Annotated in this window: 23 protein-coding genes and 1 pseudogene; 9 read left to right on the top strand and 15 right to left on the bottom strand. The window is 35.9% G+C overall.

Annotated elements, in window-relative coordinates; translation table 11 throughout:
* Window positions 1-41: 41 nt before the first annotated feature.
* From yhbY to ACTDJC_RS02140, 4 genes are read right to left on the bottom strand one after another with little or no spacing between them, the layout of a single operon-like run.
* The gene (gene yhbY, locus ACTDJC_RS02155) at window positions 42-341 is read right to left on the bottom strand and encodes a ribosome assembly RNA-binding protein YhbY (RefSeq protein WP_098307893.1); all 300 of its coding nucleotides are present in this window, start codon (window positions 339-341) and stop codon (window positions 42-44) included.
* Between the two features lie 4 nt (window positions 342-345).
* Window positions 346-1179, bottom strand: a complete 834-nt coding sequence (aroE, locus tag ACTDJC_RS02150; protein ID WP_253630444.1) for a shikimate dehydrogenase — start codon at window positions 1177-1179, stop codon at window positions 346-348.
* A gap of 14 nt (window positions 1180-1193) precedes the next feature.
* The gene (gene yqeH / locus ACTDJC_RS02145) at window positions 1194-2300 is read right to left on the bottom strand and encodes a ribosome biogenesis GTPase YqeH (protein ID WP_098307896.1); all 1107 of its coding nucleotides are present in this window, start codon (window positions 2298-2300) and stop codon (window positions 1194-1196) included.
* Between the two features lie 3 nt (window positions 2301-2303).
* Window positions 2304-2816: a YqeG family HAD IIIA-type phosphatase gene (locus tag ACTDJC_RS02140; protein WP_098307898.1), complete on the bottom strand. Its 513-nt coding sequence runs from the start codon at window positions 2814-2816 to the stop codon at window positions 2304-2306.
* A gap of 398 nt (window positions 2817-3214) precedes the next feature.
* Here ACTDJC_RS02140 and ACTDJC_RS02135 point away from each other — a divergent pair, with 398 nt between their 5' ends.
* Window positions 3215-3370: a sporulation histidine kinase inhibitor Sda gene (locus tag ACTDJC_RS02135; RefSeq protein WP_141524996.1), complete on the top strand. Its 156-nt coding sequence runs from the start codon at window positions 3215-3217 to the stop codon at window positions 3368-3370.
* Between the two features lie 206 nt (window positions 3371-3576).
* Here the strand turns inward: ACTDJC_RS02135 and ACTDJC_RS02130 are convergent, their stop codons facing one another.
* The 4 genes from ACTDJC_RS02130 to rpmG all read right to left on the bottom strand — a co-directional run bounded on the left by ACTDJC_RS02130 (window position 3577) and on the right by rpmG (window position 6745).
* Window positions 3577-4356, bottom strand: coding sequence for a phosphatidylserine decarboxylase (locus tag ACTDJC_RS02130; RefSeq protein WP_440602556.1), 780 nt, complete (start codon window positions 4354-4356; stop codon window positions 3577-3579).
* A gap of 216 nt (window positions 4357-4572) precedes the next feature.
* Window positions 4573-5286 carry an RNA polymerase sporulation sigma factor SigK gene (gene sigK, locus ACTDJC_RS02125; protein ID WP_098307902.1) on the bottom strand — a complete coding sequence of 238 codons (714 nt, stop codon included), beginning with the start codon at window positions 5284-5286 and terminating at the stop codon, window positions 4573-4575.
* A gap of 404 nt (window positions 5287-5690) precedes the next feature.
* Complete coding sequence (locus ACTDJC_RS02120; RefSeq protein WP_440602555.1) at window positions 5691-6320, bottom strand: hypothetical protein; 630 nt, start codon at window positions 6318-6320, stop codon at window positions 5691-5693.
* A gap of 275 nt (window positions 6321-6595) precedes the next feature.
* Window positions 6596-6745 carry a 50S ribosomal protein L33 gene (gene rpmG, locus ACTDJC_RS02115; RefSeq protein WP_001265619.1) on the bottom strand — a complete coding sequence of 50 codons (150 nt, stop codon included), beginning with the start codon at window positions 6743-6745 and terminating at the stop codon, window positions 6596-6598.
* Between the two features lie 481 nt (window positions 6746-7226).
* Between rpmG and ACTDJC_RS02110 the strand changes: the two genes are divergently transcribed.
* Complete coding sequence (locus tag ACTDJC_RS02110) at window positions 7227-7877, top strand: GTP pyrophosphokinase (RefSeq protein ID WP_440602554.1); 651 nt, start codon at window positions 7227-7229, stop codon at window positions 7875-7877.
* 80 nt (window positions 7878-7957) lie between these two features.
* Here ACTDJC_RS02110 and ACTDJC_RS02105 read toward each other — a convergent pair whose 3' ends face one another.
* Window positions 7958-8437, bottom strand: coding sequence for a hypothetical protein (locus ACTDJC_RS02105; RefSeq protein ID WP_098307906.1), 480 nt, complete (start codon window positions 8435-8437; stop codon window positions 7958-7960).
* A gap of 63 nt (window positions 8438-8500) precedes the next feature.
* Window positions 8501-9886: an alkaline phosphatase gene (locus tag ACTDJC_RS02100; protein WP_253630450.1), complete on the bottom strand. Its 1386-nt coding sequence runs from the start codon at window positions 9884-9886 to the stop codon at window positions 8501-8503.
* Window positions 9887-10162: 276 nt separating this feature from the next.
* On the opposite strand from ACTDJC_RS02100, the gene ACTDJC_RS02095 reads away from it, so the two are divergent.
* Window positions 10163-11002 (top strand): GNAT family N-acetyltransferase, encoded by an 840-nt coding sequence (locus tag ACTDJC_RS02095; RefSeq protein WP_440602553.1) that lies wholly within the window; start codon window positions 10163-10165, stop codon window positions 11000-11002.
* A gap of 15 nt (window positions 11003-11017) precedes the next feature.
* On the top strand, window positions 11018-11899 hold the full coding sequence (locus ACTDJC_RS02090) for an alpha/beta fold hydrolase (RefSeq protein WP_098307912.1): 882 nt from the start codon (window positions 11018-11020) through the stop codon (window positions 11897-11899).
* Window positions 11900-11977: 78 nt separating this feature from the next.
* On the opposite strand, the gene ACTDJC_RS02085 is transcribed toward ACTDJC_RS02090, so the two are convergent.
* Both ACTDJC_RS02085 and ACTDJC_RS02080 read right to left on the bottom strand, forming a co-directional pair.
* Complete coding sequence (locus ACTDJC_RS02085; protein ID WP_440602552.1) at window positions 11978-12478, bottom strand: DoxX family protein; 501 nt, start codon at window positions 12476-12478, stop codon at window positions 11978-11980.
* Between the two features lie 395 nt (window positions 12479-12873).
* Complete coding sequence (locus tag ACTDJC_RS02080) at window positions 12874-13449, bottom strand: histidine phosphatase family protein (RefSeq protein WP_440602551.1); 576 nt, start codon at window positions 13447-13449, stop codon at window positions 12874-12876.
* Between the two features lie 223 nt (window positions 13450-13672).
* Here ACTDJC_RS02080 and ACTDJC_RS02075 point away from each other — a divergent pair, with 223 nt between their 5' ends.
* Together ACTDJC_RS02075 and ACTDJC_RS02070 are read left to right on the top strand one after the other, a co-directional pair.
* On the top strand, window positions 13673-14167 hold the full coding sequence (locus ACTDJC_RS02075) for an N-acetyltransferase family protein (RefSeq protein WP_440602550.1): 495 nt from the start codon (window positions 13673-13675) through the stop codon (window positions 14165-14167).
* Window positions 14168-14186: 19 nt separating this feature from the next.
* Complete coding sequence (locus ACTDJC_RS02070) at window positions 14187-14588, top strand: hypothetical protein (RefSeq protein ID WP_440602549.1); 402 nt, start codon at window positions 14187-14189, stop codon at window positions 14586-14588.
* A gap of 31 nt (window positions 14589-14619) precedes the next feature.
* On the opposite strand, the pseudogene ACTDJC_RS02065 reads toward ACTDJC_RS02070, so the two are convergent.
* Window positions 14620-15246, bottom strand: a pseudogene (locus ACTDJC_RS02065) (translocation protein TolB); the annotation flags it as partial.
* The gene (locus tag ACTDJC_RS02060) at window positions 15246-15557 is read right to left on the bottom strand and encodes a hypothetical protein (protein ID WP_098307922.1); all 312 of its coding nucleotides are present in this window, start codon (window positions 15555-15557) and stop codon (window positions 15246-15248) included. The pseudogene ACTDJC_RS02065 and the gene ACTDJC_RS02060, both read right to left, overlap by 1 nt.
* A gap of 464 nt (window positions 15558-16021) precedes the next feature.
* On the opposite strand from ACTDJC_RS02060, the gene ACTDJC_RS02055 reads away from it, so the two are divergent.
* Complete coding sequence (locus ACTDJC_RS02055; protein WP_440602548.1) at window positions 16022-17776, top strand: aromatic amino acid hydroxylase; 1755 nt, start codon at window positions 16022-16024, stop codon at window positions 17774-17776.
* Complete coding sequence (locus ACTDJC_RS02050; protein ID WP_098307926.1) at window positions 17757-18068, top strand: 4a-hydroxytetrahydrobiopterin dehydratase; 312 nt, start codon at window positions 17757-17759, stop codon at window positions 18066-18068. The genes ACTDJC_RS02055 and ACTDJC_RS02050 overlap by 20 nt, the downstream gene beginning before the upstream one ends.
* A 238-nt stretch (window positions 18069-18306) precedes the next feature.
* Here the strand turns inward: ACTDJC_RS02050 and ACTDJC_RS02045 are convergent, their stop codons facing one another.
* On the bottom strand, window positions 18307-18711 hold the full coding sequence (locus ACTDJC_RS02045; protein WP_098307928.1) for a DoxX family protein: 405 nt from the start codon (window positions 18709-18711) through the stop codon (window positions 18307-18309).
* A gap of 157 nt (window positions 18712-18868) precedes the next feature.
* Here ACTDJC_RS02045 and ACTDJC_RS02040 point away from each other — a divergent pair, with 157 nt between their 5' ends.
* Window positions 18869-19414: a helix-turn-helix domain-containing protein gene (locus ACTDJC_RS02040; protein ID WP_253630463.1), complete on the top strand. Its 546-nt coding sequence runs from the start codon at window positions 18869-18871 to the stop codon at window positions 19412-19414.
* Window positions 19415-19444: the final 30 nt, after the last annotated feature.

The following is a 19444-nucleotide window of genomic DNA, read 5'->3' as shown; positions in this document are numbered from 1 at the left end:
GGTTCAACGAACTGTGATTGGAATAAAATTTCCTGAGATCGTTACTTTGTTTTTGGTAACACAATACGTTTATTTTCTTTTGATTCTTTATATAAGACGATTGTGTTTCCGATTACCTGTACAAGCTCTGCTTTTGCACCTTCCGAAAGCTCTTCTGCTACTTCATGACGATCAAATTCACAGTTTTGCAGTACACTAATTTTCATTAGCTCGCGCACTTCTAGCGCTTCTGCAATTTGCTTTATCATATTTTCATTTACTCCACCTTTACCAACTTGAAAAATTGGTGTTAAGTGATGTGCCTCAGCACGTAAAAATCTTTTTTGTTTTCCTGTTAACATGTATTTAGCCTCCAAGCTTTTTCATTACTATTTGTTTCATTCGTTCTATATCAGGTAAGCGTCCCGTCCAAATTTCAAATGCAAGCGCCCCTTGAAATACAAACATATCAATGCCATTTTGCACAATTGCTCCATGCGCCTTCGCATCTTGCAGCAATTTCGTTTCAAATGGATTATAAATAATATCAGACACAATGCTTCCTTTTTTTAAATCACGAATGCGTAGTGGTGTATCTTCTACGTGCGGGTGCATACCTACTGTCGTTGTATGGATAATGATATCGTACAGTGCTTGTTTGTCTGTTGCTTCTTCTAAGGAAAGCGCCAAAGACATAACTTCACTTCTACAATCTGTAATAAGCTGCTCTGCTTTCTCTACTGTACGATTCGCAATGTCAATTTCTTTCACACCAGCAGCCGCAAGTGAATAATAAATCGCACGACACGCCCCACCAGCTCCAAGCAGTAAAATACGTTTGTTCGTTAATGGCTCTTTACTAATAGATTGCAATGAACGAACATACCCTATTCCATCTGTATTATAACCAATTAATTTTCCTTCTTTATGAAGCACTGTATTTACCGCACCGATTTGTTCTGCTAACGGGTCAATTTCGTCTAAATGCTGCATAATCGAAACCTTGTGCGGCGTTGTCACATTAAATCCAATAACTCCAAGTGCCTTCAATCCTTTCACCGCTTCGCCTAATTCACTCTCCTGAACGAGAAAAGCATGATAATGTGCATCCATCTCTAAATATGTAAACGCATCATTATGCATAAGCGGCGATAAGGAATGTCCAATTGGATTTCCAATTACACCATATAATTGTTTCACAAGTCCTCACCACTTTAGATTAAAGATTTACGTAATGAAACACTAACTCCTTTTGGTACATGCGCTGCAATTTTTGCGCCAGCTTCATTCACTGTTACCCATCCTAAACCTGAAAATACAACATCGGTTTTCGGTTCACGAATTGTAAACTCATATTTTACAAGCTCTGGCATGTTCTCAAGTTCTTCTGGTGTTGGTGGATTTAATAGTTCTCCAACATGTTTTTCATACAATGCATCTGCTTTTTCAAGCTTCGTGCGATGAATTGTAAGACGATTGGATAAATGACAAGTAAATGAACGACGACCACCGCTTATATAATCAAATCGTGCTAATCCACCAAAGAATAACGTTTGTTCTTCATTAAGTTGAAATACCATCGGCTTAATTTCTTTTGTTGGAGTAATTATTTTCAAGCTTTGCTTTCCAACGTAATGCGCCATTTGATGATGATTAATAATACCTGGTGTATCATATAAAGATGAAGTTTCATCTAATGGAATATCGATTAAATCCAGCGTTGTACCAGGGAAATGTGATGTCGTAATAACATTTTCCGTTTCCTCACTAAACTCTTTAATGATACGGTTAATAAACGTTGATTTCCCAACGTTTGTACATCCAACAACATAAACATCTTTTCCATCACGATATTGTTCAATTGCGCTTGCAAGCTCATCAATACCTTGACCTTTCGCTGCACTAATTAAGAAAACATCTTCTGGCTTTAACCCAAGTTGTTTTGCACTATAGCGCATCCAATGTGTTAGCTTTTCCGGTTTCACTGATTTTGGAATTAAATCCGCTTTATTGCCGACAAGAAGTACTTTATTATTTCCAACAAAACGGTGTAAACCAGGTAGCCAGCTTCCGCTAAAATCAAAAACATCAACAATTTTAACAACTAACGCATCAGATTGTCCAATTCCATTTAAAATGCGTAAAAAATCATCATCTGTTAATGACACATCTTGAATTTCATTGTAATGCTTTAAACGAAAACAACGCTGACAAATGATATGTTCTTTCTCTAACGAAGAAGTTGGTGCATAACCAATTTCATTTTTATTTTCTGTTTGGATTGCAACACCGCATCCAATACATTTAAACGTCTCATTCAAGCTTTATTCCTCCCAATTAATTAAACCTTTTTTCTTCATATTACGCATAATTCTACGCTCAATTTTCCGGTTAAAACGAGTCATAAACCCATCTGTTTGTGCAACTGGAACAACTAAAATCGTGTGCAGTCCAACACGATTACCTCCAAGCACATCCGTTAATAATTGATCTCCAATTACAACTACTTCTTCAGCACGCAGATTCATTTTCGTTAGCGCTCGTTTAAAAGCACGAACAAGCGGCTTACGTGCACTATGAATAAACGGAATACCAAGTGGATCAGCAAAATCTTTTACACGTTGTTCGTTATTATTCGAAACAACTGTCACTTGAATGCCGTGTTCTTTCATTTTTGCAAACCACTCTTCTAATTGCGGCGTCGCATTCGGACGATCCCATTCAATCAAGGTATTATCTAAATCAGTAATAATCCCTTTTATACCTCGATTTTCCAATTCTTCAGGTTGAATATGATACACGTTTTTCACGTATTCATTCGGTAAAAATAAACTCAATCTCTTTCACCTCTTTGAGGGGTTTTGTAAAGTTCAACTTCTCTTTTTGAGAGCGATTTTCTCTCAAAAAGGGTTAGTTGAACTTATCGGGCTCTTACAGGAAGTTATTCTTCTCGTAACTTCCACTGCTACTGCCCGTTAGTAGCAGGATAAATCTTCTAACGGCTGCTGTCCGTTAAAGTTGGATAAAATTTTTCGACAGCATTTTTCGATTGCGTACCTGTGGATAAACTTGTACACAATTTCCACATTGAAGTTTCAGTTAATTCTAAAATTACCAACAATTATTACACATCTTATCCACGATAGCATGTGGATAACCAACAGATTGTGATATAAGACAAATTTTGGTACATTAAATGAGACAAACTTACCTTTTTCGCAGGAGGTGAACCGCCTTGACGGCGAAACATATGGAAAAGTTATCTACTGAATTACTCACTGAGTCTTATTATAAAGCAAAAGAATTAAAATTAAATCCCGACTTCATTTTACTTATTAAACAAGAAATCATTAGACGCTCACTAGAGGACAAGCTTTTGAAATCGTCTTAAATACATATACAGTGAAACTTCCATAGGTGGACTATTACCCGCTTATGATTAGTTGACCGGATCGCCTTAATAAGCTCTATATATTAAGGTTAGAGCTTTACTGCTCAGTCAGTGCAAAACAGATACTGCTTCACTTGTAAAAAGAGCCATCTATAAGACGGCTCTTTTATTATAAAGTGAAACGAGCTATATAAAAGCTGCTTCTTTTATAATCGAGTTGCGACTTTTTCACCAACACGAACCTCTTGCCCACTAGTTAATGATTGAACTACTTCAATCATATCTTTTTCAAATAATAGAACGACTGTAGAGCCAAATGTAAAGTAAGCCATCTCTTCACCTTTTTGAATAACTTCTCTCTCATGCAACAGTTCAATACTATTAACAAACATTGCGCCTACTTTAACAAGAGCTAACCGCGCCCCCTCACTCTCCATTTCAGTTACAGAGCGATAGTTTTTGGATAACGTATCTTTTCCATATTTCATACCTGCTGCATTAACAGGATAGGATTTCCTTCCAAGTACAAAACGTTCTGTCACTGCACCTGAAAGCGGGCTATGAATACGGTGATAATGGCTTGGACTTAAATAAATAACCATATATGTACCACCCGCGTAGCGCGCTGCTCGTTCTTCCGTACCAAGCATATCTACAATAGAATATTGTTTTCCTTTAATCTCAAACATTTTTGCCTGATCAATAGGACCGTGATCTGCAAAAACACCATCAACCGGACTCACAACGCTGGATACTTCTGTATCAATTGCTCGTTTTCCCTGTTTTAATTTACGCGTAAATAATTCATGCAGCGTTCCGTACTCTTTTAAATCCTTCTCCATCTCATCTTGCCTAATTTGAAATACTTTCGCATAAGACGGAATAATAATCGAGCTTAAACGCGACTGCGCAAATTTACGCAATACATAGGACGTAAAACGACCGTTTGTAAGTTCAATCAATAATCGATATAACGTACGTCGCAAACTGCGAAACCCCCTACTATGATATATAATTTTCTAATAAGACTATTACATGTAGTTTTTCCTATTTTTGTTTCTATATCATAAATTATTAGCACCTTTTAATATTACAGATAGAACCCATCATTTTCAACCGTGAACATAGATTTATCAAAGGAGTTTCATTTTATCCAAAAAGAAAAGTGCCTGCTTTCGAATAAAATCAGGCACTTTCCATCTTTAAGATTTCCCCTTCTTCTCTTTTTCTGCACGAACAAATTCATGAAACATCTTCATTAATGCCCTCTTCTCAATACGCGATACATAGCTCCGCGATATACCAAGTGCTTTCGCAATCTCCCGCTGCGTTTTCTCTTTCTCCATGCCAAGACCAAATCGGTTTACAATTACTTCTTTTTCCCGTTCATCTAATATATCGATATACTCTTTAATTTTCTCAAGCTCCATACTCAGTTGAATGGTGTCAATCACATCTTCTGATTCTGACTTTAAAATATCTATTAAAGAAATTTCATTCCCTTCCTTATCTTGCCCGATTGGATCATGAAGAGAAACATCTTTTTTTGTTTTCTTTAATACGCGTAAGTGCATTAAAATTTCATTTTCAATACATCGAGCAGCATACGTTGCCAATTTTGTTCCCTTTCCTTGCGAATAGCTTTCAATCGCTTTAATTAAACCAATCGTACCGATGGAAATTAAATCTTCTGCATCTTCTCCTGTATTTTCAAATTTCTTCACAATATGTGCCACAAGACGTAAATTATGTTCGATGAGGAGATTTCTTGCGTGCGCATCTCCTTGCTCCATAAGCTCTAAGTACCTTCTCTCCTCATCAGGCGACAACGGCTGTGGAAATGCGTTATTTTTGACATACGATACGAAAATAAAAACTTCGCGAATCATATATCCAATTGCGGCGAACAGACTCAACCTCTTCACCTCCGCAAAAATAGTGGTCTTTCCTATATGTATGTGGGCGAGTGGTTGTTTGTGTCTGTACAACGCAAATATCAATTCTTGTCTTTTTCGAAGTCCGTTATCAAATCAAAACCTTTTTTATCATACATTTAGAGTCCCATCCAAATTACTTATTGAAGGGGATTGATGTTGGCATAAAGTGAAACTTCCATCAGTGGGGGTTTTCTTCATCCCCCACTGATGGAAAGCCTGCCCAATCGGGCGCATGCCAGCAGTTATCCCCCACCTATCTTCTTCACTCTTCTCTGAATCTTGAGGTGGGGGTCTTACTGCCCACGAATAGCGGGATAAAAATGATTGAAATTTATGCTGCTATTCGTGCCGAATCTCCTAACCCTAGATTTTGTTTCTAATCCTTATAGGACAGGAGGTGGAGGTAGAGGAGCTATTGGAGAGAAAGGAACAGGTGAAGTTATAGGACTAGGTATCAACTGATTATGCAAGACGGTATTTCCCTCTTGCGGCACACCCGCAGCATTAGTCCCAAATGTATTGACGATGACACGTCTGATATGAGCAGGTGGGTGAGTAAAATTAGACGAAAAAGTAACAATCACTTCGTAGCAAGGACTTGGCAGATGTGCAGATTGTGGTGGAGATGCGTGAATCGTAAAAAGACCGCGTGGCGGAATCGTAAATGTAAGAGGTGTAAAAATCGATTGGACATTGTTAGGAGGAACGATATTAGTTTGCTGCGGTTGAACCCCTTGTGTCGATAAAGACGGATTGATAGCTTGTCCGGCTAGAAATCCAGCCTTAGCAAACTCTGTAGGATTCCACGTATTTTGCCAATCTAACACGGACACAGTGACCGTTTTGGATTCGTAGAAATCCTCATTCAAAAGCGTAACAACCACAATCTCAGTATTGGGATTTCTCAATATAGGTCCTGTTGTAAATACGTGTAATTTTTGTGGTCTTTGAGCTCCTGCAATCGGAACCGGAGACTCATACGGATGGAAAAATTTTTGATCTTTTGGGGGCAAGAATAAATAAACTCCTTTCTATTGAAATATACTATAAATATATGAAATAAAACTCCTTTTGCTTGTATCCTTGTCCACGTTTTTTCTAGCAAACCTCCGTATATATCTCAGCTTCATATTAGATTGACACAGCACGTTGTTATCGAGAGTACAAATTATCTATTTTTTGTCTTTATATAACTATAGATTCATTTATATCATCACACACGATATCACTGTATTCCCCTCCCTATTCCCTTTACAAATAACAAAAAACGACTAGAATTTCTAGCCGTTTACTTCGTTTCACGATGTAATGTTACTCGCTTTAATCGCGGACAATATTTTTTTAGTTCAATACGCTCTGGATTGTTTCGTTTATTTTTCTTTGTAATATAATTGCGATCACCGCATTCTGTACAAGCTAATGTAATATTTACACGCATAAGTTTACACCTCCTAGAAAATTCATTCTTTGAAACAAAACGTAATCATTACGGTTTATATCATAAACTTTGTAATTCACTTTGTCAATTCTATAAAAAAACGGTTCTCCTTATTTGAAGAACTGATTCATTCTTCGATATATAATATCGATATAATCGAATTATAGTTTCATCACTTTTTCCCATTATAATCATTAAAACTGCAATCATACAGAAACTTATACAAAGAACGCAAAAAATACCTCGAATTCAACGATATAAAAAAGACAAATAACTGAAACAATTTGTTCATACGGAATTCACATCAATCAATTAGTATAGAAAATGTACATAGTTATAACAAACACTATGTGTGAAGGAGGACAGCCTAATGAAAACACGCTATCGCTTTATGATCTCATCATTCGCAGCATGCGCGTATATGATTTGGTATTTAGTTTAAGCAACCTTACCTTCCAAATAAGAAAAAGGTGTGTATATAATGGAATATAACCAAACAACAGTTGATTATTGGAAAGCATTTGTATTACCTTATACATTTGCTCTTGAAGAACTCAAAACAAAATTTGAAATTATGAACCGGGAAGCTCAGTTTCTAGAAGACTACAACCCGTTTGAACATATAAAAACACGATTAAAACAACCAAAAAGTATTATTAAAAAGCTAGAACGAAAAAACTTAGGACCAACTGTCGAAAACGCCCAACATCATTTATTCGATATTATTGGTATTCGAATTACATGTTGTTTCGTGGAAGATATTTACTATTTAAAAAATTTGATAGAAAAACGAACAGATATGGAAATCATAGAAGTTAAAGATTATATTGCAATGCCAAAACCAAATGGCTATAAAAGTCTCCATATGATTATTAAGTATCCATTAGTATTAAATTCAGGAACACAAGATGTTTTTGCAGAGATTCAATTACGTACGTTAGCAATGGATTTCTGGGCAAGTTTAGAACATAAAATGTATTATAAATATGAAGGAAATATCCCTGAATATTTAAAGCAGGAATTACATGATGCCGCTATGAAAGCTGAAGAACTTGACAATAAGATGGCATCTATCCGTCAAGATATTGATGATATTGAATCGTGTTCAGAGCGCATTTTATTACCTGTGTAAAAGGAGTTCTCGATTTTAGAGAACTTCTTTTTTATCCCGCATTAAAGAGCAGTAAGACCCCTACTGATGGAAGTTTCACTTTATCCTTCTTCAATCACACGTACCTCTTCTATCTTCCATACACCGTTTTCTTTTCCTACGGTGTAACGAACTTTCTTTTCAGCAGATTCTTCTTTCTCCTTTGTTTCTACTACAGCATACTCTCCTTCAAAATTCCTTACACTAAAATCCAATAATTCGATTTTTTTATTCTTATTTTTAAATTCTGCTTCTTTTTGGGCTTTTGTATCCTCTAACCCTAATGACTTCGTTGAAAAAAGTGCCATATGTCCCTCAAAGTTTTTCTCATTTATTGTTTGAATATAGGAATCTATTAACTTTTTAATTGCTTGTTGTTCTTCCTCCGGTATAGGCTTTGTCATCTTTTTATTTTTCTCTTCTTTATGAATCGTTTCTTCTTTTTTTATTATGTCTTTTTGTACTTTTTCTTGTGAGCTACATCCACATAATTGAAAACTTATTATGCCTAAAATCCCTAATCTCTTTAGAATTCGTTTCATATATCTCCCCTCCAAAATCAAAAAGAAAAAAGCAAGGCAACGAAGCCTCGCTTTTTCTTCATATTAGCGTCTACCTTTATTTGGGTCGCCGCCGCCAATAATATCGAATACACGTTTTGCTAAGTTTGTATTTTCTTGAACGCCAGCAAATAAGTATTTTCCTGGTCCAAATGCATATACACCAACATCTTCACCAGTATGACCACCAGTTGTCCAACCTGTGTAAGAGCGCGTATTAAAAATCGCTTCAATTGCATTATCAATCTTTGTTACATCTTTTGACGTCGCAGCATCATTCACAGATTTAACTTCTTCAGGTGTTAATTGTAAATCAATATACTTTTTCAGTGTTTCTTCAACATTTGCACCTTTCGCAATTTCAGATGCCATAAAATCAGGTGTACGTTTTGCTGCTTTAATTGGCTTTACATCAAAATTGTACACGCCGTTTGCTCCAAGAGAAAGACCACCAGTAGAATGGTCAGCAGTTGCTACAACTAGTGTATGCTTATCTTTTTTCGCAAACTCAATTGCTGCTTTAAATGCTCTTTCAAAGTCTTCCATTTCACTCATCGCTGCAACAACGTCATTATCATGACCAGCCCAGTCAATTTGGCTGCCTTCTACCATTAAGAAGAAACCATTTTTATTTTTATTTAAACGATCAATTGCAGCATTTGTCATATCTTCTAAAGAAGGTGTTTTGTCATTACGGTCAATCATTTTATCGAAACCGCCTGGCGCAAATAATCCAAGAATTTGATCATTCTTATCATTTAATAATTGCTGACGATCCGTTACATAGCTATAACCATCTTTTTTAAATTCTTCTGTAAGATTACGGTCTTTTCTTACAAAGTTATTCACGCCGCCTCCAAGAAGAACGTCTACTTTATGCTTACCATTAATTTTTTCATCGAAGTAATCATTTGCAATTGCATCCATATTTTTTCGATTAATATCATGTGCGCCGAAAGCTGCTGGTGTTGCATGTGTAATTTCAGAAGTTGCAACTAACCCTGTTGATTTCCCACGCTCTTTCGCTTGCTCTAATACAGTCTTTACGTTTGTTTCGTCATTATCTACCGCTATAGCTGCATTGTATGTTTTGATTCCTGCTGACATTGCAGTTGCAGCAGAAGCAGAGTCTGTAATATTTTGATGCTCATCTTCTGGATATGTAACTTGTGTGCCTACCAGATGCTTATCGAATTCTGTTTGCTCCATTTCAAATGTTTTTGGATTATCCTTCATATAACGATGCGCTGTCATATAAGAAGGGCCCATTCCATCCCCGATTAAGACAATTACATTTTTAATCTTTGCATTGTCGTCTTTTTCATCTGCTTTAATTACATCTGAACGCGTAACATTCCATGTTACAATTGAAGTAAGTGCTAACGATGAAACAACTGCAAACGGCCATGCTTTCTTCATAAATTTTTTCACCTTATAAGTCCCCCTAAATTCTTAATTCAACCCCCACTACCCAATTTAATAGACAACTGTTAAGGGAAAATTAGAAATATGTAAATATTTTGTTAATTTAAGGTGAATATTGTTGCAAGCTGTATTTCTTTGTCGTTTTATTTATTGATATATATTATTATTCCAAATGCAGCATATTTGTACACCCTCTCTCTTTCCTTAACGAACCGTAAAACAGAATATTTCGATTTCTCATGATAAAATGTATCTACTAAAGAAAAACAAGGAGTGTACTATATGCAGGTAAAAACACTAAGTCAGTCTGATATCCCACAACTTCTATCTCTTTGTGATGCAGTAGGTTGGTTACATGACATTTCGTTTATGAAGGAACAATTTGAAACCTTCTTTTCTATCGGTACTTTGTTTGGCCATGATAACGAGGGTAAACTCATCTCTTGTATCGCTGTTTTTCCATATAAAACAGGATTTACTTCTATTGGTATGCTTATTGTTCATCCAAATTTTCAACGAAGAGGATTAGCACGCTCTTTGCTGGACATTTGCATAAAAAATGCTCCGCCATTACAACCTTTTGTTCTCATTGCAACGGATGCTGGTACGCCGTTATATCATACATATGGATTTAACACAATTACTTCTATTCATCGATTAGAACGAAATAGCACAGAAACAAAAAACAACTCCTTTTCTACTAGTCAAATCACGAGTCAGGATCTTAACACGCTCATTCAACTCGATTTCATAGCAAGCGGTGCCCATCGTTCCAAGTTGTATTCAATACTCTTAAACCGAACACACCTTGCATTAAAAATAGAAAAAAATAATAGACTAGAAGCTTTTGCGTTATGTATACGAAAAGGAAATACCTTATGCGTTACTCCCCTTATTGCTCACAATGAAGAATATGCCTTGCATTTACTGCTATCCATATGTAATCAATGGAATGGAACTGTTCGTATCGATGTTCCTCATTCACAAAAAAGCTTTAGGGACAAACTGTTATCATTTGAGTTTAAAGAAACGCTGCTTTCTCCTCTCATGATAAAAAACGGAGAGAATCTTCCTGGTAAACGAGATTTCATATTTGCTATGATGGATGCAGCGCTATGCTAGAAAGGGGAAAACACTTTGAAACGATGGAAGCTCTACATGCTCAGCTGCTTTGTTCTCACAACGTTAACGAGCTGCAGCACAATTGAGAAGCAAACAAAAAAAGCAACACAAATAAAAGAAACAATTGCAACAAAACTAGAGACAAACGAAAAAATGATTGAAATTGATGGACAAACCATTTACTTCAAACAAATCGGTAAAAATAAACCACCTTTACTTATGCTTCATGGCTTTGGGGGCTCATCAAATGGATTTAGTGATATTTATCCAGATTTAGCAAAAAATCATACAATTATTGCTGTCGACATTTTAGGTTTCGGCCATTCTTCAAAACCGATGGATTTTCGCTATTCCTTCCCAAACCAAGCAAATTTGTATTATAAATTAATGAAAAAATTAGGATATGATACATTCGCTGTATTAGGACACTCTATGGGCGGAGAAATTTCTTTAAATTTAACATACTTATATCCTGATGCTGTAACCCACCTTATTTTAACGGATGCAGTAGGAGCAGAAACTTTACAGCATGGCAAAGGATCTCCAAAACCAACATTATCAACTGATTTAAGTACTGTCTCTACTCCGAAAGAATATCGCGAGGAAGAAGTTAAGTATAAACGTGAAGATACAGCACATCATGACGAGTTAGGCAAAATGTGGCCGCGCCGTTTACGCATTAATGCTGATGAAATCAAGGTGCCAACGTTAATTATTTGGGGAAGAAATGATAAAAGCGTTTCCTGGAAAAGCGGCGAAACGTATCATCAATTCTTAAAAAACAGTACATTTCATATTATCGAAGAAGGCGAACATGCACCATTTCGTCAACAGCCGCAAGAGTTTATGCAGTATGTTAATGAGTTTTTCAAGAAGTATCCTACTAACCCCCACTGATGGAAGTTTCACTTTATAGCAAAATCACCCCAAATTCGTTAAAAAGGGTATCTCATGATGAGATACCCTTTTTATACGCTAAGCGGCTTGATTTTTATAATTGCGGGATTTTTCATTTAAAATTTTTGATAAAATAAATCCATCTACACCAAATTTGCCAGCATTATAACCTGAAACTAAAATAAACATAGACAAGATTACTAATTGTGGATTCACACCCGTTGACCCACTAAACATATAGGAAAAGTTCATTACAAGACCAAAAAATACAGCTGTTTTCGTTAAACATCCAACAATTAATCCTATTCCAACTAAAATTTCTCCCCATGTAACTAAAAAATTAAATAGCTCTACATTTGGAATTGCTACTTCATTTAAAAAGGATGCCCACCATGATTGCACTGCAGGATGAGCTCCTGATGCTTGTTCAATTGCTCCTTTTAAATAACCTGTTGCGTCAAATCCGCCACCTGTTAGCTTTTTCATCCCTGCCATAAGCCACGTATAACCAATATAAATACGCACTACTGCTAGTACATAGGAAACTGCTTTGTTCTCTCTTAAAAACTGAATAACCATATATTCCTCCTGATTTTTGTAATTAAATTAATTACATGAATACAACAACATTCGTAACCGGTTTTCGTTTCATTCATTATGAATACTTTTTATCAATTTTTACAAAATATTTCAAACGTACGTTTTATAACCACTTTTATTTGCAAATAAAAACTTGAACCTATAATAACACAAACGATAATGATTTTCATTACTATTCACAAAAAAATTATGTTCTCAATGTCAAATTTTATAAAAAAGCATATTTTTAATCTTTTTAGATGAGTAGACTCCTACTTATCGTTAGTACACGACCAGGCTCTTATAAACACTTACCCCTTAGAGAGGGATAACCCAAATATAAAACACAGTTATCTCCTTTTACTCATGCAATATTTATTTAATCTCTTTTTTTACTATAATTGAATTTCATACATCCCTGTTTCCTCTAAAAAGTCTTCCCTCGTTAATACTTGTTTCATTACATATTGTCTATATGTTGTAATCGTTCCATCATGAGAAACAATCATTACACGTGAAACTCGTAACGTTTTACACCATTCTATGAAACTATGGGCAGCCGTGCAAAATTCAGGCTCTGAAATCGTATTGATCCCATTACTCCATAACTCTTCATTGTGTTCTTCCGCTAATAAAAATTTGGGGAAGAACTGCTGCATGTTCTTTTGGCTTAACATTTTGTCACAAGGCAACGTTCTCGCTCCTTCTCGATATGGAAAAATACGAGGTGAAATATACGGATGAACCACTTTCATACAAGCAACTTGTTCACTCCATAACGCTGCTGTCTGTAATGTTCGTACCGTTGGACTTGCAATCAATACATCGCTCTCTCGTAGAGGTAAATTTTCTTGCAGTAATAATGCCTGTTCTCTTCCCTTATTTGTGAGATATGGATGATTCTTCCGCAAACTATCCGGCAGATTTGTTGTATGCTCTCCTTCTCCATGTCTGACAAAAATAAGTTTCATATCAACATTCCTTTCTATTCCGTATTAACATAAAGTCCCTTCGCTCATAGAAGTTTCTCCTTCTCTTCTTTACAAAAAAATCCTCTCTTTATAAAAAAAGAGAGGATCCACATATATCTAAATTTAAGGGGGAAACAAAGTAATATGACCCTTTCCTTACAGGAGTTCAGCATCTACATAACGAATATAATGTGTTATGCAAAAATAGAAATGGGTGATTTTGATGATTCGTGAAATTACAGAAGTAGATGCAGCTCCGTTTTTGCAGCTATGTCAAACAATTGATCAAGAAACAAATTTTATGTTATTTGAGCCTAATGAGCGAGACTTTACAATAGAGAAACAAAAATCTATGATTCAAGCACTTCTCTCTCCTCATAATTCAACACTCTTAGTAGCGGAGAAAGATGAGCAACTTGTTGGTTACATAATAGCTCGCGGCGGAGCAGTAAGGCGAAAGCAACATGCTGCATATTTAGTCATTGGCGTCCTCCAGCAATATGCAGGTCAAGGAATCGGCAAACGATTACTTCAGGAAATCGAACAATGGGCTCGCACACAACAATTACTGCGTCTAGAATTAACAGTCATGTCTCATAACGAAAGAGCCATTGCGTTATATAAAAAGATAGGGTTTGCTATTGAAGGTGAAGCAGTGCATGGTTTGGTTGTTGATGGACAACCAAGAAATGAATACTATATGGCGAAAATCTTATAAAAGACTTAGGTGATCCAAAATGAACTCTTTTTTTATCGATATATTTAAAGTGCAGCCAAGTCAATTATTTCTAAACAATGACAAAATAATGAGATTGCAACAGACTTTTTCACCACCTGTATTTGCTTTACATACGCCATTACCCATTAAACAATTAGACGATAAAATTATTTTTACAGATGGTCATACCCGTGCATATTTATATTGGCAAGCAAATATAAAAGAGATTCCTGTGTATTGGGATGACGATCCTTTACATTATGACTTATATAAATTATGTGTAGATTGGTGCTTAACAGAAAAGGTTTTTCATATTGGTCATTTACAGCATCGAATTTTACCTCATTCACAATATGAAACGCAATGGATAAAACGTTGCAGAGATGCCGAAAAATCTCTCACAAATTATACACTCTTTTAATATGCGTCTCTGCCAGTAGAGAGCGCATATTTTATTCTTTTACTGATACAACATTTTCCCAATCTCGTTTCTCATAATAATTCGCTGCTTCGTCTATATTTTGAATCCATTTTCTCGCTTGTGAACCGTCTTCGTTTGCAATCCACATATCAGCTTGCCCTCGATTAGAGCGCATCCATAAAAGTTGATTTGTGTGTTTTATATAGTACGGATGATAATCTCCGTACCCTTTTGGTGGGATTGTAATTTGAAGCTGCTGTGCATTCGCAACATTGATTTGATATAATGAGGGCTGCGGACGTTGCTTCGGATCATTGGACCATTCGGTTTCCTTTGCTCTAGAAATTACAATCAAAGTAGCACTGTTCCAAGTGAAATCCCAATCAACATAACCTTTTGGAGTGAAAGTAGCTTGCTGAAAAGCAGGAAGTTCTTTTAATTTTAAATGTTTATTTTCGACGATAAAGCGTCCTTCTCCTTCTATATATGCCAAAATATTTTTTGACGGTGCCCATTGAAACCATTTTGGTTGAATCAGCATGTGATCAACTGCTTCAAACTTACTTCCATCCGCTCCGATTATACATAACCTATTCATCGACCAAGAGGCAGTTGGTGTTGCTAAAAATGAAATCCATTTTCTATCATAGGAATACCTCACTTTACAAGCTTTGCAATTCCCTGCATTCCTTTTATAAACAATAGCATGCTAACTCCCCACGATAAGCCGGCAATTCCAATATAAAGCGAATTATTTTCCGACTCAAATCCCTCTCCAACAGACGGTTCTTGTAAAATATGTACCAAAGCTGCAATCCCAAAACTTAGAAATATAAGATGACTAAAAAACCAGCCATATACACCACATTTTGTTTTCCACCATAACAGTGCAGCAATAACAAAAGAAACCAATAAAAAGATTGTTGCCCCGCGTATTAATAATGGTAATATCTCTTGCTCCATTTCCATGAACTTTATCCCCTACCTTTCATTTTCTTATAGCTTTTCGTTACTGAAGCGAAGAGTATACAAAGTTTGCAAAAATAAAGTGAAACTTCCATACCGCTTGATTCATTTACATCGGTAGGTTCATATATTCTTGTTGTTTCATTGTTTTAAACAAACAATCTAGGAAGTTATACGATAGAAACGATTTCTTTTTTGTCGATAATGCAAACAGATTACATTTGATTTCTTTCCGTTATCTTAAGAGAATGGTAAACAGTTTTTTGTTTACAAGTAGGGTGGTACCGCAATTTTTATCATCCCTATCGTATTTTCCGATAGGGATTTTCTTATTTGCAGCAAAAACAAATATTAAATAATTCGGAATTTTATGATAAAATTTTATAAGCGTTTACATTATTTTGGGAGGAGTGACGCGCATAAAAAACGGAACATAGCAATTTTTACATAAAGGGGGATATATCTATATGACAAAAACAGCAGAAATTCCATCACATTTAAAACCATTTGTATCAAAGCAGCATTACGACCAATACACACCTATTGATCACGCTGTATGGCGCTACATTATGAGACAAAATCATAACTTTTTAAAAGACGTTGCACATCCAGCGTATGTAAACGGATTACAGTCTTCCGGTATTAATATAGATGCCATTCCAAAAGTAGAAGAAATGAACAATTGTTTAGCACCGAGCGGCTGGGGAGCTGTTACAATTGACGGCTTAATTCCTGGCGTAGCATTCTTTGATTTCCAAGGACATGGTCTCCTGCCAATTGCGACAGATATTCGCAAAGTAGAAAATATTGAATATACACCAGCTCCTGACATTGTTCATGAAGCAGCTGGACATGCACCAATTCTACTCGATCCTACATATGCAAAATATGTAAAATTGTTCGGACAGATTGGAGCAAAAGCTTTCTCTACAAAGGAAGAGCACGAATTATTTGAAGCGGTTCGCCAATTAACGATTGTAAAAGAGAGCCGCACATCTACTCCAGAAGAAATTATTGCGGCAGAGAAAGGAGTGGAAGAAAAACAAAAACATGTTTCTGGCCTATCAGAAGCAGAACAAATTTCCCGTCTTTTCTGGTGGACAGTAGAATACGGATTGATTGGTGATATACAGAATCCGAAAATTTACGGTGCTGGACTTCTTTCATCTGTAGGTGAAAGCAAACATTGTTTAACTGACGCTGTTAAAAAAGTTCCATTCTCCATTGAATCATGTATTCAAACGAGCTACGATGTAACAAAAATGCAACCGCAGCTTTTTGTATGTGGTTCTTTCGAAGAATTGATTGAAGCACTTAAAAAATTCTCAGAAACAATGGCATTCAAATCAGGTGGTACAAAAGGTTTAGATAAAGCACTGCGTTCTGAAAATACAGCGACAGTTACTTTAAACAGCGGATTACAAATTACAGGAACACTAGTTGAAGTAGTAAAAGATGAAAGTGGCGAGGCTATTTATATAAAAACAGGTAGTCCAACTGCATTAGCTATCAATCATACACAATTGCCAAATCATTCTACAGATGTGCACCAAGATGGGTTTGGTACACCAATTGGATTGTTACAAAATAATATCGCATTAGAGTCTTGCACAGACGAAGAATTAAACACATTAGGAATCTCTGTTGGTAACAAAGCTGAGCTTACTTTTACAAGCGGTGTACATGTAACAGGGACAGTAACCGACATTATTAAAAATGAGGAAAAAGTCGCTGTCATTTCATTTACAAATTGTACAGTCACTTTAAAAGATCGCTTATTATTTGATGCGGCCTGGGGTACATTTGATATGGCAGTTGGTTCAGCAATTCCTTCTGTTTTCCCTGGTGCAGCAGATCCAACAGCATTCTTCCCAATAACAGAAGAAGACGAAGTAATACCTGCACCGCGCGCGCAAACAGAACTTGAAAAAATGTACGAAACGGTTCGTGATATTCGCAGCGAAGGTTTATTACACGAACAGCATATAGAACAGCTTGCAGCAATCCATCACGTATTAGATAAGTTTTATGAAAAAGAATGGCTACTGCGCCTTGAGATTTTAGAGTTATTACTAGAACATAAAGTGAAGATTCCAGAACGTGCAGCATTGTTACAACAGCTTTCTTCCTTTAAAAATAATGAAGAAGTTCAGCGTTTAATCAATAACGGGCTTGCCTTACTCCCAATAAAGGATGTGACAAATAATGCAACGACTAACTAATGAAGAAGTTCAAGAAGAGTTAATGAAATTGGATAAATGGACAGTAAAAGACGAAAAATGGATTGAACGAAAATACATGTTCTCCGACTACTTAAAAGGTGTCGAATTTGTTTCTGAAGCGGCCAAACTATCAGAAGAACGCAATCATCATCCATTTATCCTTATCCAGTATAAAGCAGTTATTATCACGTTGTCATCATGGAATGCAAAAGGTTTGACAAAACTTGATTTTGAAATGGCAAAACAGTTTGATGAGATGTTTTTACAAAATGAAAAAGCAATTGTACGATAAAGTGAAACCTCCATCAGTGGGGGGGTTCTTTATCCCCCACCTCTCTTCTTCGCTTTTCTCTCAATCTTAAGGTGGGGGGGCTTACTGCCCACGAATAGCGGGAGATGCAGAAAAGGAAGCCTAATTCAGGCTTCCTTTTCTTTATTTCATAATAAATGGAATATGATGACCACAGTTCACTGTACAAATTTCTATATTAAGGTAAAATCAAAAACTCATACTATTATTCTAGTTCAAATTAGTCTTTTTTCAATACTGTCGCTTTTAAGAAACGATCTACAAATCCTTCTGCTTTCACAACAAATAAGTAAGCGCCCATTGCTAATAATGCAAGCTCCATTTCATATCCAGGATTTTTTCCATCTCCTAATAAACCAGCTGACCATTTTACTTTTACAATTGCTCCAACTAAAATAAGTGCAAATAATAGTCCGACATATCTTACGCCTAAACCGATAATTAAACAAATACCACCAACTAATTCTACTGTCGCAACGCCATATGCAAGACCCCCTGGTAAACCAATACTTGTAAACCAGCCTGCAATGTTATCGATTCCTGCTTGGAACTTTGCTAAACCATGAGCAAAAAACGTAACTCCTAATACAATTCGAATAATTAAATTACCAATATATTGATTCATTGTTATTTCTCCTTTATTGTTTTGTTATATAAAACTTTTATTTACAATACAAAACATACAATAATTTTTTTTGTTCGTCAATTGATTTTTATTGAGAAAAAATAAAAAAGATTTGCTATGATACAAATATCTGTTTAGAAAAAGGAGATCGAGCATTATGAATATCGGTTCGACAATACGTGAAATTCGACAGCGCAGAGGCATTACAATTGCGCAAATTTGTGAAGGAACAGGGCTTTCTAAAGGATTTATGAGCCAAGTGGAGAACAATAAAACATCTCCATCTATTTCTACTCTAGAAACAATTGCTCATTTTCTAAATGTTCCTCTTCCTTATTTATTGTTAGAGCAAAAAGATCGAATGAAAGTTGTTAAAAAAGAAGAACGAAAATATAGTATTTACGGAAAAGACCAGCAAAGAATTGAACATGTAGCTGAGCAAGGCGGACTGCGTTTATCATTAGTAGAAATTCCTATTGGCTTTCCGAAAGAAAACACGCCAAATGCTCATGAAGGAGAAGAATGTCATCTTGTCTTGCGCGGAAAATTAGAAGTACAACACGGAGAAGATATTGCAATTGTAGAAGAAGGAGATTCGTTTTCTTGGAGTGCTTGCGTACCGCATATCGTTCGTAATATTGGGGATGAAGCTGCACTTCTTCTTATTTCAAGCTATACTGAAAATCGAAAACATGTGTATTGAAGCATTGTGAACAAATTTGTTTGCAGTGCT

The sequence above is a fragment of the Bacillus sp. GB_SG_008 genome (assembly GCF_052038115.1).
GTDB classification, from domain to species: domain Bacteria; phylum Bacillota; class Bacilli; order Bacillales; family Bacillaceae_G; genus Bacillus_A; species Bacillus_A rhizoplanae.
The sequence above is the reverse complement of the archived record's forward strand: the minus strand, read 5'-3'. Positions and strand labels throughout refer to the sequence as shown.

Bases quoted from the DNA above. Each gene is read 5' to 3' on its own strand.
- ACTDJC_RS02060 (WP_098307922.1), bottom strand. From the start codon at position 15,557: ATGGAAATGGAGCAAGAGATATTACCATTATTAATACGCGGGGCAACA.
- ACTDJC_RS02055 (WP_440602548.1), top strand. From the start codon at position 16,022: ATGACAAAAACAGCAGAAATTCCATCACATTTAAAACCATTTGTATCA.
- yhbY (WP_098307893.1), bottom strand. From the start codon at position 341: ATGTTAACAGGAAAACAAAAAAGATTTTTACGTGCTGAGGCACATCAC.
- ACTDJC_RS02070 (WP_440602549.1), top strand. From the start codon at position 14,187: ATGAACTCTTTTTTTATCGATATATTTAAAGTGCAGCCAAGTCAATTA.
- ACTDJC_RS02095 (WP_440602553.1), top strand. From the start codon at position 10,163: ATGCAGGTAAAAACACTAAGTCAGTCTGATATCCCACAACTTCTATCT.
- rpmG (WP_001265619.1), bottom strand. From the start codon at position 6,745: ATGCGTGTAAATATTACATTAGCTTGTACAGAATGCGGTGATCGCAAT.
- ACTDJC_RS02040 (WP_253630463.1), top strand. From the start codon at position 18,869: ATGAATATCGGTTCGACAATACGTGAAATTCGACAGCGCAGAGGCATT.
- ACTDJC_RS02045 (WP_098307928.1), bottom strand. From the start codon at position 18,711: ATGAATCAATATATTGGTAATTTAATTATTCGAATTGTATTAGGAGTT.
- ACTDJC_RS02105 (WP_098307906.1), bottom strand. From the start codon at position 8,437: ATGAAACGAATTCTAAAGAGATTAGGGATTTTAGGCATAATAAGTTTT.
- ACTDJC_RS02110 (WP_440602554.1), top strand. From the start codon at position 7,227: ATGGAATATAACCAAACAACAGTTGATTATTGGAAAGCATTTGTATTA.
- ACTDJC_RS02085 (WP_440602552.1), bottom strand. From the start codon at position 12,478: ATGGTTATTCAGTTTTTAAGAGAGAACAAAGCAGTTTCCTATGTACTA.
- ACTDJC_RS02075 (WP_440602550.1), top strand. From the start codon at position 13,673: ATGATTCGTGAAATTACAGAAGTAGATGCAGCTCCGTTTTTGCAGCTA.
- ACTDJC_RS02080 (WP_440602551.1), bottom strand. From the start codon at position 13,449: ATGAAACTTATTTTTGTCAGACATGGAGAAGGAGAGCATACAACAAAT.